The sequence below is a fragment of the Fusobacteria bacterium ZRK30 genome (genome assembly GCA_024628785.1).
Lineage (GTDB): Bacteria > Fusobacteriota > Fusobacteriia > Fusobacteriales > Fusobacteriaceae > Psychrilyobacter.
The window spans coordinates 1,261,099-1,278,166 of record CP102405.1; the positions used below are offsets into that span (position 1 = coordinate 1,261,099).

Here is a 17,068-nt window from a genome sequence, read left to right on the forward strand (position 1 = left end):
TTATTATAAATTATTCATTATATTTTCTGCCCATTTTCTTGCTTTCTCAATATTTTCATCGGTGTTATGTTTTAGCGGATCTCGAAAATCGATCTCTCCTAAGATCTGATTGTCTTTTAACGCATCTTTCATATGGTCAAATATTTTTCCCTTGCCGCCACCGTGGCAGCAGAACAATGCTATTTTTTTACCCGATAATAGGTGGGCAGAAAAAAAAGTATTTAATGCTGGAGCATATGTCCAAGCCCACACAGGTGTACCGATAAATAAAATGTCATAACTGCTGATATCTTTATCTAGAGGAAGCAGTTCTGGCTGTTCGTGCATCATAGCCGCTTTCCCGCCCCGTAGATATTTCATAAATCCTTTCGACTTTAAATCTTCTTTTGGCTTTAATTCCAAAATATCTGCATCTATAGTTTTGGCTATATTTTCAGCTATCATTTTTGTATCACCTTCAAAAGAATAAAAAATCACAATTTTTTTCATAGATCTTCCTCCTCATATTATAAATTATTTTATATACTTGATTATTAAAGGGCTTATAATAAATTCTTCATTATAAATTTAACCTTGTCAACTAAATTTATAAAATTTATATGGACTATGAGGAGGGAGCTGGATATTTACCTTATTAATTCTTTTGGATTATTATTTTCAACAGGGTATACTGTTAGATGAGGAAGGCTTAAATTTTTTCTAAAATATATTTAGGTTATTTTATTAGGAATAGGAGTTGATAAAGGTGGGTCAGATACTGAAAAAATTAAAGGGAGGCGACTTAAGATCTATAGGTAAATCAGATGAAGTAGTTCGAGAAATTTTAGACAATCCCTCCTTGTTCAGAGAAGTTTTTGAAGGGATGTTAAATAATGATCCGATTATTAGGATGAGATCTGCTGATGTTTCTGAAAAGGTATCTGCAAGACATCCAGAATATCTTCAGCCTTTTAAATATGAATTAATTAATGAAATTTCAAAGATAAAACAGCAGGAAGTTCAGTGGCATACAGCTCAAATGTTTTCCTATATAAAAATTGACAGAAAAGAGCGGGATAAAATCATAAAGATATTATTATCTTATATAAGGATGACTGACAGTAATATTGTGAAGGTTTTTTCGATGCAGACACTGGCTGATTTTGCTGAAAGAGATCAACAGCTTAAATCCCAAATAATAAAACTAATTGAAGAAATGATGGAACAGGGGGCTCCCTCATTAATAAGCAGGGGAAAAAAACTAATTAAGAGGTTGAAGAGGGAGGAATAATATGAAAATGATAACTATCGATAAAAATAATATAGACTGTGAACATATCTGCTGTGCCATTGGAAATGATAAAAAAAATAAAAACAGGGCTCAGTCGAAAAAAGAATGGATGAAAAAAAGATTTGACGAAGGGTTAGTCTTTAAAAGGTCCGATGAAAGAGGTAAGGTTTTTATTGAGTATATGCCCATTGAAAAAGTATGGAAACCCATAAGGGGAAAGAATTTTATGGTTATCAACTGTTTATGGGTTTCGGGGAAGTTTAAGGGCAAGGGAGCGGCGACAGCCTTATTGAATGAATGTATAAAAACTGCAAAAACAAAAAAAATGGATGGAGTTGCTGTGGTTACCAGTGCAAAGGTAAAACCGTATTTAACTGACAAAAATTTCTATTTAAAACACGGTTTTGAATTGGTCGATTCAGCTGCTCCTTATTTTGAATTACTGGCATTAAAGTTCAATAAGAAAGGAGAGAATCCAGTATTTTCAGACAGTGTAAAAAATAATTGTTATCCAGATAAAAAAGGATTTACTTATATCTATTCAAATCAATGTCCCTTCATGGAAGAATACGCAGGATTACTTGCTGAAATTTCTATGAGAAGTGAAATTCCCTTTAATGTTAAAAAGTTAAAAAGCTATGAGGAAGCCCAGGAAACCGGGAGTGCCTTTGGAACCCTTGGGATTTATTATAATGGAGAATTTATAACTCATGAATTAATGTCTGAAAAAAAGTTTGAGAAATTTATAGAAAAATTAAAAGGGGTGAAAAAATATGAATGGATATGATGATATATTGCTGGAGCTGGTAGATGATTTTTCAAAACATGAGTCGGTAGAGGCCGTTCTTTTATCGGGATCGAGGACTACTTCTAATTTTGATAGTGATTCGGACTATGATTTATATATATATTCTAAAGGGGAAATACCACTGGAATTCAGGGAAAAGATAGCGGATAAGTATTTTAATTATGCTGAATTAAACAATACAACCTGGGAGCAGGAAGACCAGGGATTTTTCAAGGATATCAATGTTCAGGTGGATATTGTATATAGAGATATAGAATTTATAGAAAGGGTATTGGAAGAGATAGTTGTGAAATGCAAAGCTTCAACAGGTTACAGTACCTGTTTTTGGGCCAATCTTATAAAATCAGATATTCTCTATGATAGAAATGGAAAATTAAATCAGCTGCAAAAAAAGTTTGATGTTGATTACCCGGAACAATTGAAAAGAAATATAGTTTCAAAAAATTTCCCTCTTTTAAATAAGATAATACCTGCTTATACCAACCAAATAAAAAAGGCTTTAAAAAGGGGTGACTTTATAAGTGTTAACCACAGAATAAGTGCATTTTTTGAAAGTTATTTTGATATTATTTTTGCAATAAACATGAAACTCCATCCTGGAGAGAAAAAATTGCTTAAAATTAGTGGAGAACAGCTGGACTATCTTCCGGAAAATATGGACAAAGATATAAGGGAACTGTTTGAAAATCTTCATAGGAAGGAGTTTGATATTATAGATAAACTAGATATAATTACCGATAGACTGGAAAAATTATTGAGGAAAATGGATTTGATGGTGGATTAAAGTAATATTGTAAATTATTGATAGAGGGGAGACCATATGAAACTAAATTATGTTGTGTTCATTTTGTTTATATCTTTTTTATTTTCAGCCTGTAATTCAGAAAAAAATCGATTGCCAGAAAATGGTATGGATAAATTTTTAGGAAAATATGTCTCTGAAGGTTATTTTAGGCATTCAGATGGTTATGACTGGATAAGTGTTTTAATTAGTAAAAAAGATGATAATACTGTTTATATTAGTGTTAAATCTCGTTCAGATAAAAAAAAGCCGACCTGTACCTTTGATGGAGAGGGAATTATGGTAGAGCGCAATACTTTAAAATCAGTATTTAATGAGAAAGTTATTTTATTTGATTTAGAAGATGAAATTTTAAAAGTTTTTATGGAAAAGGAAAAAGACGGAAATCTGCTTTATTTTTTCTGCTCCGGAGGTGCTACTTTAGAGGGGAGGTATAAAAAGATAGATGAGAAATAATTAAAAATGGAGCAGATAGATATCTGCTTCCTTTTTTAAATTGCAGAATTTATATTATCTATTAATATAGATATTGATTTTTTTTTAATAATATACAGGGGGATAAGATGAAAAGATGTGATTGGTGTATAGGAGATGAACTCTATGAAAAATATCATGACGAGGAGTGGGGTAAAATAGTCTATGATGACAAAACCTTATTTGAATTTCTTGTCTTGGAATCAGCCCAGGCAGGACTGAATTGGTTGACTATATTGAAGAAAAGAGAAAATTATAGAAAAGCCTACGATGATTTTGACTATAATATAGTAGCTGAATACGATGAAGAAAAATTTGAAGAGCTGATGGGGAATAAGGGGATAGTAAGAAATAAATTAAAGATAAGAGCTTCTATAAACAATGCCATTAAGTTTATAGAAATACAGGGTGAGTGGGGCAGTTTTTATAACTATCTGTGGAATTTTACAGATAAAACTCAGATAGTAAATAGGGTAAAAAATATAAAAGAAGTCCCGGCAAAAACTGATTTATCTGATATAATAAGTAAAGATATGAAAAAAAGAGGATTTAAATTTATTGGTACTACAATTATCTATGCATATCTGCAGGCAGTAGGAGTAGTAGATGATCATGTGGATGGATGTTTTTTTAAAAAAAGCTAAAGATTTGTAATAAAAAGGTCAGATATAGGAGGAAATATGAAACTAAAAATTACAGAATTAAAAAAAGAAAAAGATAGATATTTAGCGGTGGTCGAATACTTAGATGGAGGTATAGAATTTTATCCTGATGGTAAGGGTGGCCAGTTAGGAGACAGAGGGAATGTAGGAGAAGCTCATGTATTGGAAGTGGATAGGGACGGCAATCTCTTTTTGGATATGGAATTAGAATTAGGAGAGTATGAGTACCTTATAGATATGGACAGACGGTGTGAGATAGGGAAAAATCATACAACACAGCATATAGTATCGGCATATTTAAAGAAAAAATACGACTATGATACTGTAGGATTTCGTATGGGAGAGGAATATTCTACTGTAGATTTCCCTAGTCTAGACCTTATAGACAGTGAAAAAATAAAGGATTTAGAGGAAGAGGTAAACAGGATAATCGGAAAAGACATGAAGATAGAGGTATTAGAACTTTCAAGGGAGGAAGCCAGCCAGATAGAATCCCTCAGGAAATCTATAAGTGATAAGATAGTAGGGAAAATAAAGGTTGTAAAAATAGAAGATTTCGATATGAATGCCTGCGGCGGATTTCATACCCAGAAAACAAGTGAGATCGGATTATTTAAAGTTATAAATTATGAGAAAGTAAAGAAAACTATAACTCGTGTCTATTATAAAGCAGGGAAATCAGCCTATGAAGATTATTATGAAAAACATAATATAATAAAAAAATCTACTACTCAACTGAGCTCTACTGTGGAAGAGATAAATGATAAGATAGATTGTTTGTTGGAAGAAAATAAATCTAAAGCTAAGGAACTGAATAGTCTGTATCACGACTACAGTGAATTGTTGTGTGAAAAATTAAAGGTTAATGCAAAAATTCAAGGTGAAAATAAAATAATTATCTATAAAAAAAATGATGCGGTAACTAAATTTTTTCCTAAGTTTATAGGGAATGAAAAATACTCTGTTATACATGGCGAAGATGGCAATTTTACTGTGATGAGTAGGGCTATAAACTGTGGTGAATTGAAGAATAATTTAGAAAAGCTAGGGTATATTGTAAAAGGTGGCGGGAATTCCGCAAGAATTAATTTGAGAATAGATATAAATATAGAAAAAATAGTTGATATTTTTATGAAATTACTTTAAAATTAAGAGTAAAATTAAATTTTTTATAATATTTCAAAAAAATGAAATTTTGAAATAAAAATATAGAATAATATGGAAGTTAGTAAGTAGGTAAAAAAAGCGTGTAACTATATGAAAATTTAATTGAAATTATGAATATAAAGATTGTGGAGGAGAAAAATGAATAAGATAAACTTATTAGAGTTAGAGTACGATGAATTAGAAGGTGTTGTAATAGATTTAGGAATGAAAAAATTTAATGCAAAACAAATATATGAGTGGCTACATGTAAAAATTGCCAGAAAGATAGAGGATATGACAAATATATCTAAAAAAAATAGGGAATTATTGGAAGAAAAAACTTATATACCTTATTTAAACCTATTAGATCACCAAGTATCTAAAAAAGACGGGACAGAGAAGTTTTTATTTAAATTAGAAGATGGAACTAGTATTGAGACTGTATTGTTAAAACATAAAGATAGAAATACAGTGTGTCTTTCAAGTCAGGTAGGATGTCCTGTAAAATGTAGTTTCTGTGCAACAGGTCAAGGTGGATATACTAGAGACTTATTCAACCATGAGATTGTAAACCAGGTATATACTATCCATAGGAGATTAGTTAAAAAAGGTGAAGGAGTAAATAACTTAGTATTTATGGGAATGGGAGAGCCATTATTAAACATAAATAACACTATAAAATCTATAAGAATGTTATCTGATGAAAAAGGACTTAATATTTCAAAGAGAAGAATAACAGTATCTACTTCTGGAATTGTACCAGGAATTGAAAAGTTATTACAAGAGAAGATGCCTATAGGATTAGCTGTTTCACTTCATGCAGTAACTGACGAAAAGAGAAATGAGATCATCCCTATCAACAGAAGATATCCATTACAGGATCTATATACAACTTTACAACAATATCAAATGTATACAAAGAGAAGACTTACTTTTGAATATATCTTAATAGATGAATTCAACTGTTCAATGAGAGATGCTGATATGCTGGCTGAATTTATGTATGGGTTTGATCATATAGTAAACTTGATCCCTTACAATGAAGTAGAGGGGACAGACTATAAGAGACCTGATAAGGAGAAAATTGAAAAGTTCTACAATCAATTGAAGGAAGTAAGAAAGATCAATGTAACTTTTAGAGGAGAAAAAGGTTCTGACATAGATGGAGCTTGTGGACAACTAAGACAAAAAAACAAAAGGTAGGATACTATGAAAAAATTATTTCGTAATATATTATTTATATTTATAGGATTATTCATATTAGGGGGAGTAGGAGCGACAGTTCTTATTGTGAAAGCATATAGGGAACTGCCGGACCTGGGACAGTTAATAGAAGGGTATAACCCAGTAGTACCAAGTAAAATATATGATGCAAATGGTGAAGTAATAGATATTCTTTATAAGGAAATCAGAGAAACTGCAACTATAGAGGAGATGCCAAAATCTCTTAAAGATGCTTATGTGGCTATAGAGGACAGGAGATTTTATAGTCATCATGGGTTTGATGTTTTGGGAATGGGAAGAGCTATGGTAGTAAATGTAGTTACTATGAGTAAAGCCCAGGGAGCCAGTTCGATAACCCAGCAGCTGGCTAAAAACGCCTTTCTTACCAATGAGAAAAGGATCATGAGAAAGGTAAAAGAAGCTATAATTACAGTGGAATTGGAAAGAGGATATACCAAAGATGAGATCCTGGAAAAATATATGAATGAGATATATTTTGGGTCAGGGGCCTACGGAGTAAAAACAGCAGCCAGGGCATTTTATGGTAAATCTGTGGGAGATATAAATATAGCTGAATCTGCACTTTTAGCCGGGGTACCTAACAGGCCTAATAAATATAACCCTAGAAGGCATCTAAATAATGCAGTAGCTAGAGGAAAATTAGTTCTGGTTCAAATGAAAAGATATAACCTCATAGATGAAGAAGAATATCAAAAAGCACTGTCCCATAAATTTTATAATGAAGGGCAGCTGCCAGATGAGTTGAAAGACTTGTCTATAGAGGAATTATCCAAATTAAATGTTACTGTAATAAAGAGTGTGAGTAAAAAAAGGAGCTATAATACTCCTGATTTTACCAATATAGTAGAAAAAAAATTATTTGAATTATTTACAGAAAAGCAAATATACGAAGAGGGATTAGAAGTCTATACGACCTTGGATATAGGGATGCAGAAGGCAGCTAAATTAACATTTGAAAATTATGAGCCATTAAAAGAAAAAAAAGGTTTAGATGGCGGAATGGTCACTATAGAAGCTGATACAGGTTATGTAAGAGCAGTTATAGGCGGAAAAGGTTTTAAATCTGGAGATTACAACAGAGCTATCTATGCCAAAAGGCAGCCAGGATCAGCCTTTAAACCATTTGTATATTTCACAGCTTTGAGACTTGGTTATCCTATGAATACGGTGATTGAAGATACTCCGCTGGAATTTGGGGAGTGGAAACCAAGAAACTATGGGGGGAATTTCAGAAAAAATTTCACCCTCTTAGAAGGAATGGAAAGGTCTATAAATATAGTTGCAATAAAAACATTGCAAAAAGTTGGGCTTAAAAATGTAGGTGAAACTGTAAAATTAGCAGGTGGAGAAGATATAAAGATCCCTCAAAATTTAACAGCGGCACTTGGAACAATGGTAGTGACTCCATATGAACTTTCAAGTTTATACCTGCCATTTGCAAATGGCGGGTATAGGGTTAAACCTCAGTTTATTACCCAGATAAAAAATAGATATGGAAAGGTAATATATCAGGAACAAGCAAAGCAGCAGAGAGTTTTCAAAAGTGAAGATGTAGCTCTCATTACTCATATGATGGAAGATGTTGTAAACCTTGGAAGTGGTAGAAATGCCAGAGTTAAAAAAGATGGAAAAAACATTGTGCAAGGGGGAAAAACCGGTACAACCAACAGGCAGAGAACAGCTTGGTTTGCTGGGATAACTCCTAAGTATGTTACTACAGTCTATATAGGATATGATGATAACAGACCTATGGATAAATCAGCTACTGGAGGAGGCCTCACAGCCAAATTATGGGGAAACTACTATCAAATGCTGGTAGATGATGGGTATGATACCGGTAAGGAGTTTAATTATATTACTGATGGCTTAAAAAATGGTAAATTGAGTAAGGTACTTATCGATTCTAAAAATGGTAGATTAGCAGATTCTACATCTGGATGGAATAAGAGGTGGGCTTTATTTAAAAAAGGAACCGAACCAGTAGAGATGGCTTCGATATATAACTCAGATTTCAATGATTTTTTTATAGAATCCAATGAAATTATGATGGATAAGGTAGAAGAAACAAGGGAATCAAAAAAAAATATGGAACAGAATAAAAAAAATATAAACTCTGATTCTATGTTTAAAGATCTCTTTGGGAATTAAAAAAATTAAATATTTAAATCCACTTTTGTGGTAGATGTTCGAAAAATCCATCTATAAAAAACCAAAGACTATGTGTAGAGGTCGAAACAAATCTACGCTTTTTTTGGTGTACTTTTAGGAGGGATTTTTTATCCCTCCTTTTATATTTAGAGAAATAAGAGGGAGATCTTAGACAAAAAAATTAAGAAATGGTATTTGGGGCAGTCAAAAGTCAGCCCAAATAATAGAGTGTAAAGAATAAAAAGGAGAAATAAATATGCAAAATATAATACTTTGGTTTGTAATGTTGTTAGTTAACTTTGGATTTATCTTATATTTTTATAGGGCTTATGGTAAGAATGGTCTCTATGCTTATATACCGATAACTATAATATTGGCTCAGATACAGGTAAATAAAGCTATAGAGATAGGCGGGATGTCATCTACTTTAGGAAATATAATGTTTGCATCAAGTTTTTTGGTGACAGATATATTATCAGAAAAATATGGATTGAAGGCAGCAGCCAAAGGAGCCAAGATAGGACTTTTAAGTAATATAGCAGCTACTATATTACTCCAAGTTTCAGTGGCTTTTGAGCCTAGTACAGCTGATTATTCACAGGTGGCTATGGAAACATTGTTTGGACCATTATCCAGGTTTACAGCAGTGGGACTTATATGTTACTGGATGTCACAAAATATAGATATCCACCTGTTTGAAAAACTCAAGAAAAAATTTCCAGAAAATAAACATCTTTGGCTTAGAAATAACGGTAGTACGATGCTGAGTCAATTTGTAGACACAGCAATCTTTACGTATTTAGCTTTCTACCTAAGTTTTGACTTTTTAGGATTCTCATATGCGGGATTTTATGATTTTAAAACATGTTTAGAGATATTTACAACTACATATCTGATGAAAATTGTAATAGCAACCTTTGATACACCATTTTTATATCTGGCTAAAAAGATGCATAGAGAGACGGCAATTGAAGATGGAAAATTAAAAATGGAAAGTTAAAATAATATGATTATTATTTTAAATAAGTGAAAAATACAGAATATAAAGGTAGAGGTGGAACATGAGATATAATAAGGTTTTAGATAAAAATATTAGAGAAATAGTACTCCTTAAAAGCTTTCCCTGCAGTTATGGGAAATGCAAATTTTGCAACTATATAGAAGATAATTCTATAGATGAAGGAAAAATAAATGAGGTTAACTTTGATGTTTTAAAGGAAGTAACCGGAGAATTTGGAGTATTAGAAGTTATAAACTCTGGTTCTGTTTTTGAAATTCCCTCTGAAACACTAAAAAAAATCAGGGAAGTTGTCAAGCAAAAGAAGATAAAGATCTTATATTTTGAAGCCTATTACGGTTATATAAAAAGATTGGATGAGATCAGAGATTATTTTGATGGGGTAGAAATAAGATTCCGTATAGGAGTTGAAACCTTTGATGACAAGTACAGGATAAATTCCTACGGTAAAAACTTTGTGATAGACGAAGGTATCTTAAAAAAATTAAGCAGTGAATTTTATTCAGCTTGTTTACTGGTTTGTACTGTAGGCCAGACTGAGGAAATGATAGCTAAAGATATAGAGAGAGGACTGGAAAACTTTAAACAGATAACCATAAATGTATTTATAGACAATGGAACCGAGGTAAAGCAGGATAAGGATCTGGTTAAATGGCTTATGAAAAACTATAGTTATTTAAAGGCTGATCCCCGTGTGGAACTTTTATATGACAATAAAGATTTAGGAGTATTTGAACAGTAAAATATTTTAAATGGAATAAGGTGTCAAAAGAATAAAAAAAGACTGTAGAGGAAAAATTCTACAGTCTTTTTTATTTAAGCTAATTTTAAACTTTTTATTGATCTATTTGTCAGACAATAACTTACAATTAGACAGCAAACTTCGGAAAGAGGAATAGCCAGCCAGATTCCCTTGTCACCGAAAAAGTGAGGAAGTGTAAATAAAAATATCGATACAAATATAAGAGAACGTAAAAGAGCTATCAATGCTGATTCAAATGGTTTTTCAATGGCTGTATGAAATGCAGAAGCAATTACATTTATAAATGAAATGAAGTAAGCTAAGATAAAATAACTGGTGGCTGTTAATGCTAACTTAGTCAGTTCAATATTTCCTTTAGTAAATAAACTTATAAGTGACACACTGTTGAACTTCATTATAAAAAAAGCAGAAATACCTACAAAAGCTCCAGTAAAAAGTGAAATTTTCAAAATTTCTTTTATTTTATCAGGCCTGTTTGCACCTAAATTATAAGAAACAATCGGCTGAAGAGCTAGAGAGAGTCCGTATAATGTTATATTTACGAGGTTATTTACATAAAATACAATAGTGAGAGCGGAAACACCCAGTTCACCAATATATTCCATTATAATTCTATTGAATAAAAATGCTGCTATTGCAGTGGATATAACTGATAACATCTCAGAGCTCCCATTATAGAGTGCTGTTTTTAATAGTGTGAAATCTCCTTTAGGTTTACAAAGCTGGATTTTAGACCTGCCTTTAAAAAATAGCCCAAATAGTGCCATTGTTCCAAATAAATTAGCCAAAATAGTTGCCCAGCCGGCCCCTTCTATTCCCCAGCCAAGTTTTACAATAAAGATGTAATCCAATATGATATTAGAAAGGCAGCAAGTAAATCCACTTAAAAAGATAGCATTTGGTTTTCCACCGATTCTTGCAAAAGTTTCTGTAAATATTGGCCCGGTAAAAAAAATTGCAAATAAAAGAATTGGAAATAAATAACCTTTGACTAAATTAAAAAGTGTAGCTCCTCCAAGGAAAATTATTATCTTATCTATAAAGATTAAACTAAATAAAGATAAACCACTAATGATAGCAAGAAAAGATATAAAGATAAAACTAGTGATCTCGTTTGCTTTTTGAGTGTTACCTTTTCCCATTTGGATATTAGCTACAACCGATCCACCTATAGCAATCATCATGGCTATACTGGTTAGTGTATTTACATAGGGCATAGCTAAGTTTATAGCCGCAAGCCCCCTTGGTCCTACAAAATTTCCTACAAACATCCCATCAATCATAGTCTGCATAGAAACTATTAGAAGACCGATGATACTTGGAATAGCAAATTTAAAAAATGTTTTTGTTGTTGATTCGTTTTTCATAAAATGTCCTCCTTAATATATTTATAGTATAAACTATATAGTTGACTATATAGTCAAGAGAAAAATAGAAAAGATTTAAAATGGATAAAAGTATTCAAATTTTATCTGAACAAAATATTGAAATTAGAAAGCAGTTACCTGAATACATATTGAGAATTGATTTTGAAAAAGAAGATCTGTGACTTAAAAATAAGAAAAATACTTTCTGGGCAGTTTGAATAGAATCACCAATAGATTACAATTAAATTTTGATTTACTTTAAATAAGGGTGTTACAATAGAATGAAAATAAAATTATTTAAGGCTGACTAGGGAGGAAAAAATGTTTGATGAAAACCTTAAAACAATTATGTGGGAACTCTATGAGATAATATATACATATGACAAGATAAGTACAATGGGAATTGTATACTATGAAAAAGACAGCGACAGAATACTTTTTAAATATTCTATAAAGGACAACCAATGGGTTGAAAAGATAAATAGCAATAAAAATTTAATTGAGAAATGTATAGAAAAAGAAGAAGAGATAATCATAAATGATTATATTGATAGCAGTATGATCTTAGATGATGACCGAAAACAGTCTGTATATTATTGTCCTATATCTTTAGATGCAGAGGTTGTGGGAATATTTTTTTTGGAGAGTAGAAAAAAAGGTATTTTTGCAGGAGAAATTCTAAAAAAAGTTGCGATTTTAAAGAAGATGATAGGAGTACTTTTTTTTAAAGAAAAGGAAAAAGAACTGTTAAGAGAAAGTAATGAAAGGGTAAAAAAATTACTGAAACAGCGTTCCATAGTTAAAGAAGCCAGTAAGGCAGTGGTTTCTACATCCTCAGTGCAAAAGATGTCCCAGAGGATTTATACTATAATGAGAAAAAATTATGGTGAGTGTGCCATAGGGATATTTATAAATGATATACAAAATAAAAGGTTAAAAGATGGATTTTGTTATGAATTTGGTGAAAAGTTAGATTTTGGTGATATACCTTACTCTAAAAAAAATAGCTTTATGATAGAATCAATTTACGCAAAAAATGAAGTGATAAAAGAAGATATAATAGACAGGGATACCAGTCTTCTGGTAGGGGAAGTCCCTAAGTGCGTCTATTGTGCCCCCCTTTTAATGGAAGAGGAAGTAATTGGAGGTTTTACATATCAGATATATGAGAGAGTAAGTTTTGAGAAAGAGGAACTTGATGTATGCCGGGAATTGATCTCTTTTATGACTATTGCACTAAATAATACCTTGGAACATGAAAAATTGAAGGTAACAAATAATCTATTGAAAGAATATTCAGAGCGGGATCATCTTACCGGTCTTTGTAACAGGAGGCATTTTTATGAAGCTTTTGAAAAAAAGATAGAGGGGGCTAAATTAGAGGGGAAGAAAATATTTATATTTTTATTTGACCTGGATAATTTCAAAGGAATCAATGACAATTTTGGGCATATTCAAGGGGATATTGCCCTTCAAAAGGTGGCTGAAATTTTGAAGGAAGAGCTCAAGATGGGTTATATAGCACGTTATGGAGGTGATGAATTTATTGGGGGAATGCAGAACTGTAATAAAGATGAACCCAGAATAGCGGTTGAAAATATACAAAAAAGAGTAGAAAAACTGGGGATACCTACAGACAGGGAAGGGGTTCCATTGACTATAAGTATAGGAGTCTTGGAGTTTGTCCCTAAAAATTCAATTGAATCTTATTTCGTAATGGTAGATGAAGCCCTTTATCTGGCTAAAAAAACTGGAAAAAATAAGATGATCTTTAAAGAATATACAAAGTAGGAAAATAAAAAAATGAGCGGGAAACCACTCATTTTTTCTATCTTTTAAATATAATTTAGTTTTGATCTTTAGAGCTGAAAAAAGTAAATAAGTTAGCGAAAACATAGTATAGCCCCAATGGGAATAACGAATATTCTGCTGTACCTAAGATAGCTATTGCTACAAATAAGATCATCTTTTTAGGTATAAAACTAAATACTTTTTGTGGTATCTTAAATGGAATTGTACTTACCATAAGAACTGCTGAACCTAAGGCAACTATAGCTAATATTTTTGGATCTACTCCTAATCCAGTAGCTTCAGCAAATAAGAAATAAGATACTACTAAATTTGCACCGTTTGGAATAGGCATTCCACTAAAGTCGTCTTTACTGTCGCTGGCAGTAGTGACTACATTAAATTTAACCAGTCTAACTACTCCTGCAAGGGCATATATAAACGCAAGGGGTGTAATAAGTTCCTTAGGGAAATTATTTGCTGTATTTGATAAGACTGAAAAAATTAATATACCAGGTGCAAGTCCAAAGGATACAGAGTCACAAAATGAATCGAATTCTTTACCAAATTCACTGAAGGCATTTAATTTTCTAGCAGTAAGACCATCTAATGCATCAAAAACCATAGCTAATAAAATTAACCATGCAGCTAGGTTGTAATTTTCTTTGATGGACATGGTAATACTCAAGAAACCTAGAAACATATTAGTGGCTGTAATGGCGTTGGGCAGAATGTATTTTCTTTCAATTTTGTTCATAAAATCTCCTTTTCTATCTGTAATAATATAATATAAAATTTAATAACAATTGATTTTACCATACAAATAATATAAAATCAATTATACTAAAAAATACTTAAATGAAAACTACTGTTTTTTCACAAGGAACTAATAGATCTATAAGGTTTAAATTTTGGATTTGTTTTCTAAAATTTTTATAGTTTATGAGTTCTTAATTTAGATAGAGTATATGGAGGGGAAATGGATAAGAAAAAATTTAAAAATTACTTTATAGATGAAGAGGAAGGAACTATATCTAGTATCTACGACAAGATAGAACTTTGTAAAAAAATAGATGGAATAGTGTATACAGATATATTTCTATCACCTCAAATTTGGTCAAAATTAATTGAGATAGAGGCTGAATTAGGAGTGCTGGTAGAGGTAAAGGGGCTTTCTCTGGAGAGTGAAAAGAAGATGGCAGCTTTTAAAAGTTATTATTCCGATGAAAGGGTGGAATTTCCTTCTAAACTAATAGCTATAAAAACCACTTCTAAATTTGATAGCTTAGAACACAGACATTATCTGGCCGGTATCTTATCTACAGGGATAAAGAGGGAAAAATTAGGAGATCTTATAGTGGAAGATAAAACTTGTTATACGATTGTTTTTGATGGGTTATTTGAATTTTTAAAACTTAATCTTTTGAGTATTGGAAGATCTAAGGTAGAGATAGAGGAGATAGGAGACATGGAGATTCCTCAGTATAAATTTGAAGTGAAGGAATATCTGATAAACTCCTACAGATTGGACGTAATTGTTTCGGCACTTATAAGTGGTTCTAGAAATGATGCCCTAAAGTTGATAAACTCCTCCCAGGTTATGGTAAACTATAGATTGAAAACCAACAAATCATTGACTGTTAAAGAAGGAGATGTTATTTCTATCAGAAAATATGGAAAACATATATTTGCAGGGAGTGAAGGGGAGACAAAAAAAGGGAAGATCAAGGGAAAATTTAAAAAATATATTTAGAATAATTAAGAATCTATACTGGGGAAAAAATGAGGTAATTGATAAATTATTCATAGAGTTATTTTATTGTTGGCAAAAGGAGGAAAGATGAAAAAAATAAAAAAAATATTGGGAATAATAATAGGAACTATAGTCTTAGTGGTATTAGGAGTATATCTTTTTAGAAACACTCTCATAGAGTATTTTGGTGAAAGGATAGGGAGTCAAAAATATGGTGCTAAAATAGATATAGATAATGTAGATTTAGATTTATTTGGTGGTAACCTGAAAGTTGGCAGAGTTCAAATTACTGATAAGAATAATACTATGAGAAATATAGGAGATATTCAAAAAATTAATTTGGAGATAGAATATAAACCTCTCCTAAAAAAACTCATAATAATAGATGACGCCACTCTGGGGCTGGTTGAGATATTCACACCCAGAGCAGTTGATGGAGCACTTGAAAAATCACAATTAATTACTCCTTCAGAGGATATTTTTGATGCTGATGGAAGTGAGGAGAAAAAGAAGGGAAAATTAGATCTGGGCAGTTTAGATATAGATCTAAGCGGAGACAATTATAAGAAAATTTTAGACGATTTAAATATTAAAATAGTTAAGGAATATGAAGCTGAGAGGGGAAAAGTAGAAAAAATTTATACCCATTGGAATAAGAAATTAAATGAAGAAACTTATAAAGCCAGATTAAAAAATATAGAGGCTAAATATAAAGTAGTGGAAGAAAGGATAAAAGATGAGAAAGATCCATTGAAACTACTGAATGAACTGGATAAATTAAACGACCTGATTGATGAGATAGATGGCCTGGTAAAGGAAGCTGAAAAGGATAAAAAACAGTTTGATAAGGATATAAAAGTTATTAAAGATATACAGGATAAAGCTTTTGGATATATTAATAGCGAAGATCCTTTTAAGGATATAGTAGGGTGGAATGAAGAGCAACTGAAATCAGAGATAAATCTCATTTTAAACAACTATCTAGAGGAGTACATAGGAAAAAATGTAGACTTTTTTAACGGGCTTAACAAACAAGATGAGGCACCTAAGGAAGAGAGTTATGATCTCTGGTTGAAAAATGCAAGTTTAACATTTAAACATCTAGATTATACTTTAAAGGGTGGGGTCAAAGATATCACCTCTAAGGCAGGGATTACTCCAAATCCCATAAAATTTAATTTGGATGCAGATGATAAGACTATTAAAGGTGATATCCGTGGAGAGTTAAACAGAGAAACAGAGACAGCAGAGATTAAATTAAATCTATCTGGACTAACAATAGATGATAAAATGATAGGTGAAAATAAAAATTTAATTATAATAGTTGGAAGTAAGGTGAATTTAAGTTATAATATGAGTTACGAAAATAAAATATTAGACCTAGATGGCAGAGTGGTTTTAAATAATTTAAAAATTAATCCCAATGAGTTAGAGATGGATCCGAAGATCAAAGAGGTATTAGGAGAAGGTTTACAGGGGATAGATCAGTTGATTATTAACTATACCTATGATGGAGCAAAAGAAAAATTGGAGTTTGATACAAATATAGGAACTATTTTATCCGGTTTGATAAAGGAAGTTTTAGATGAAAATATAAAGAAATATAAGGTAGAGGCAAAACTCATGATAGATGAGGAGGTAAAAAAATATACAGAGGAATTGAATATAGAGGTAGAAAAAGTAGAGGAATTAAGAAAGATAATGGGTGAAAGTTCAAAGGAATTAAAGAGTTTAGAAAAAGAAACAAAATCAAATAAGGATTCTAAAAGTACAAGAAATCTAATCGATGGATTAGGAGACGGCCTTAAAAATCTTTTTAACTAA

At 31.5% G+C, this 17,068-nt stretch carries 16 protein-coding genes; 13 read left to right on the forward strand and 3 right to left on the reverse strand.

Annotated features, from left to right (window positions below; translation table 11 throughout):
• Positions 1-3 precede the first annotated feature (3 nt).
• Entirely contained in the window at positions 4-489 is a 486-nt protein-coding gene (locus tag NRK67_11130; protein ID UUV17841.1) for an NAD(P)H-dependent oxidoreductase, read from the reverse strand.
• A gap of 256 nt (positions 490-745) precedes the next feature.
• Between NRK67_11130 and NRK67_11135 the strand changes: the two genes are divergently transcribed.
• From NRK67_11135 to NRK67_11180, 10 genes are all read left to right on the forward strand, one after another.
• Entirely contained in the window at positions 746-1,270 is a 525-nt protein-coding gene (locus NRK67_11135; protein UUV17842.1) for a hypothetical protein, read from the forward strand.
• Between the two features lies 1 nt (position 1,271).
• A complete protein-coding gene (locus tag NRK67_11140; GenBank protein UUV17843.1) occupies positions 1,272-2,057 on the forward strand; it encodes a GNAT family N-acetyltransferase in 786 nt (261 codons plus the stop codon).
• A complete protein-coding gene (locus NRK67_11145) occupies positions 2,044-2,862 on the forward strand; it encodes a DUF4037 domain-containing protein (GenBank protein UUV17844.1) in 819 nt (272 codons plus the stop codon). The genes NRK67_11140 and NRK67_11145 overlap by 14 nt, the downstream gene beginning before the upstream one ends.
• Before the next feature lie 36 nt (positions 2,863-2,898).
• A complete protein-coding gene (locus NRK67_11150) occupies positions 2,899-3,336 on the forward strand; it encodes a hypothetical protein (GenBank protein ID UUV17845.1) in 438 nt (145 codons plus the stop codon).
• A 107-nt stretch (positions 3,337-3,443) separates the two neighbouring features.
• Positions 3,444-3,998: a DNA-3-methyladenine glycosylase I gene (locus NRK67_11155; protein ID UUV17846.1), complete on the forward strand. Its 555-nt coding sequence runs from the start codon at positions 3,444-3,446 to the stop codon at positions 3,996-3,998.
• Positions 3,999-4,034: 36 nt separating this feature from the next.
• Complete coding sequence (locus NRK67_11160; GenBank protein ID UUV17847.1) at positions 4,035-5,162, forward strand: alanyl-tRNA editing protein; 1,128 nt, start codon at positions 4,035-4,037, stop codon at positions 5,160-5,162.
• Positions 5,163-5,321: 159 nt separating this feature from the next.
• Positions 5,322-6,365 carry a 23S rRNA (adenine(2503)-C(2))-methyltransferase RlmN gene (rlmN, locus tag NRK67_11165; protein ID UUV17848.1) on the forward strand — a complete coding sequence of 348 codons (1,044 nt, stop codon included), beginning with the start codon at positions 5,322-5,324 and terminating at the stop codon, positions 6,363-6,365.
• A gap of 6 nt (positions 6,366-6,371) precedes the next feature.
• Positions 6,372-8,555 carry a PBP1A family penicillin-binding protein gene (locus tag NRK67_11170; GenBank protein UUV17849.1) on the forward strand — a complete coding sequence of 728 codons (2,184 nt, stop codon included), beginning with the start codon at positions 6,372-6,374 and terminating at the stop codon, positions 8,553-8,555.
• 256 nt (positions 8,556-8,811) lie between these two features.
• Complete coding sequence (locus NRK67_11175; GenBank protein UUV17850.1) at positions 8,812-9,555, forward strand: queuosine precursor transporter; 744 nt, start codon at positions 8,812-8,814, stop codon at positions 9,553-9,555.
• Between the two features lie 61 nt (positions 9,556-9,616).
• Positions 9,617-10,315 carry a radical SAM protein gene (locus NRK67_11180; protein ID UUV17851.1) on the forward strand — a complete coding sequence of 233 codons (699 nt, stop codon included), beginning with the start codon at positions 9,617-9,619 and terminating at the stop codon, positions 10,313-10,315.
• 74 nt (positions 10,316-10,389) lie between these two features.
• Here the strand turns inward: NRK67_11180 and NRK67_11185 are convergent, their stop codons facing one another.
• The gene (locus tag NRK67_11185; GenBank protein UUV17852.1) at positions 10,390-11,703 is read right to left on the reverse strand and encodes an MATE family efflux transporter; all 1,314 of its coding nucleotides are present in this window, start codon (positions 11,701-11,703) and stop codon (positions 10,390-10,392) included.
• 321 nt (positions 11,704-12,024) lie between these two features.
• On the opposite strand from NRK67_11185, the gene NRK67_11190 reads away from it, so the two are divergent.
• Positions 12,025-13,494 carry a GGDEF domain-containing protein gene (locus tag NRK67_11190; protein ID UUV17853.1) on the forward strand — a complete coding sequence of 490 codons (1,470 nt, stop codon included), beginning with the start codon at positions 12,025-12,027 and terminating at the stop codon, positions 13,492-13,494.
• A 55-nt stretch (positions 13,495-13,549) separates the two neighbouring features.
• Here the strand turns inward: NRK67_11190 and pssA are convergent, their stop codons facing one another.
• Positions 13,550-14,248, reverse strand: coding sequence for a CDP-diacylglycerol--serine O-phosphatidyltransferase (gene pssA / locus NRK67_11195; GenBank protein UUV17854.1), 699 nt, complete (start codon positions 14,246-14,248; stop codon positions 13,550-13,552).
• 222 nt (positions 14,249-14,470) lie between these two features.
• On the opposite strand from pssA, the gene NRK67_11200 reads away from it, so the two are divergent.
• Positions 14,471-15,244, forward strand: coding sequence for a YlmH/Sll1252 family protein (locus NRK67_11200; GenBank protein ID UUV17855.1), 774 nt, complete (start codon positions 14,471-14,473; stop codon positions 15,242-15,244).
• 87 nt (positions 15,245-15,331) lie between these two features.
• Complete coding sequence (locus tag NRK67_11205) at positions 15,332-17,068, forward strand: hypothetical protein (GenBank protein ID UUV17856.1); 1,737 nt, start codon at positions 15,332-15,334, stop codon at positions 17,066-17,068.

Coding starts and splice junctions, on each gene's coding strand:
- NRK67_11175 (UUV17850.1), top strand. CDS start 8,812: ATGCAAAATATAATACTTTGGTTTGTAATGTTGTTAGTTAACTTTGGA.
- NRK67_11130 (UUV17841.1), bottom strand. CDS start 489: ATGAAAAAAATTGTGATTTTTTATTCTTTTGAAGGTGATACAAAAATG.
- NRK67_11205 (UUV17856.1), top strand. CDS start 15,332: ATGAAAAAAATAAAAAAAATATTGGGAATAATAATAGGAACTATAGTC.
- rlmN (UUV17848.1), top strand. CDS start 5,322: ATGAATAAGATAAACTTATTAGAGTTAGAGTACGATGAATTAGAAGGT.
- NRK67_11150 (UUV17845.1), top strand. CDS start 2,899: ATGAAACTAAATTATGTTGTGTTCATTTTGTTTATATCTTTTTTATTT.
- NRK67_11170 (UUV17849.1), top strand. CDS start 6,372: ATGAAAAAATTATTTCGTAATATATTATTTATATTTATAGGATTATTC.
- pssA (UUV17854.1), bottom strand. CDS start 14,248: ATGAACAAAATTGAAAGAAAATACATTCTGCCCAACGCCATTACAGCC.
- NRK67_11190 (UUV17853.1), top strand. CDS start 12,025: ATGTTTGATGAAAACCTTAAAACAATTATGTGGGAACTCTATGAGATA.
- NRK67_11155 (UUV17846.1), top strand. CDS start 3,444: ATGAAAAGATGTGATTGGTGTATAGGAGATGAACTCTATGAAAAATAT.
- NRK67_11160 (UUV17847.1), top strand. CDS start 4,035: ATGAAACTAAAAATTACAGAATTAAAAAAAGAAAAAGATAGATATTTA.
- NRK67_11200 (UUV17855.1), top strand. CDS start 14,471: ATGGATAAGAAAAAATTTAAAAATTACTTTATAGATGAAGAGGAAGGA.
- NRK67_11145 (UUV17844.1), top strand. CDS start 2,044: ATGAATGGATATGATGATATATTGCTGGAGCTGGTAGATGATTTTTCA.
- NRK67_11185 (UUV17852.1), bottom strand. CDS start 11,703: ATGAAAAACGAATCAACAACAAAAACATTTTTTAAATTTGCTATTCCA.
- NRK67_11140 (UUV17843.1), top strand. CDS start 1,272: ATGAAAATGATAACTATCGATAAAAATAATATAGACTGTGAACATATC.
- NRK67_11180 (UUV17851.1), top strand. CDS start 9,617: ATGAGATATAATAAGGTTTTAGATAAAAATATTAGAGAAATAGTACTC.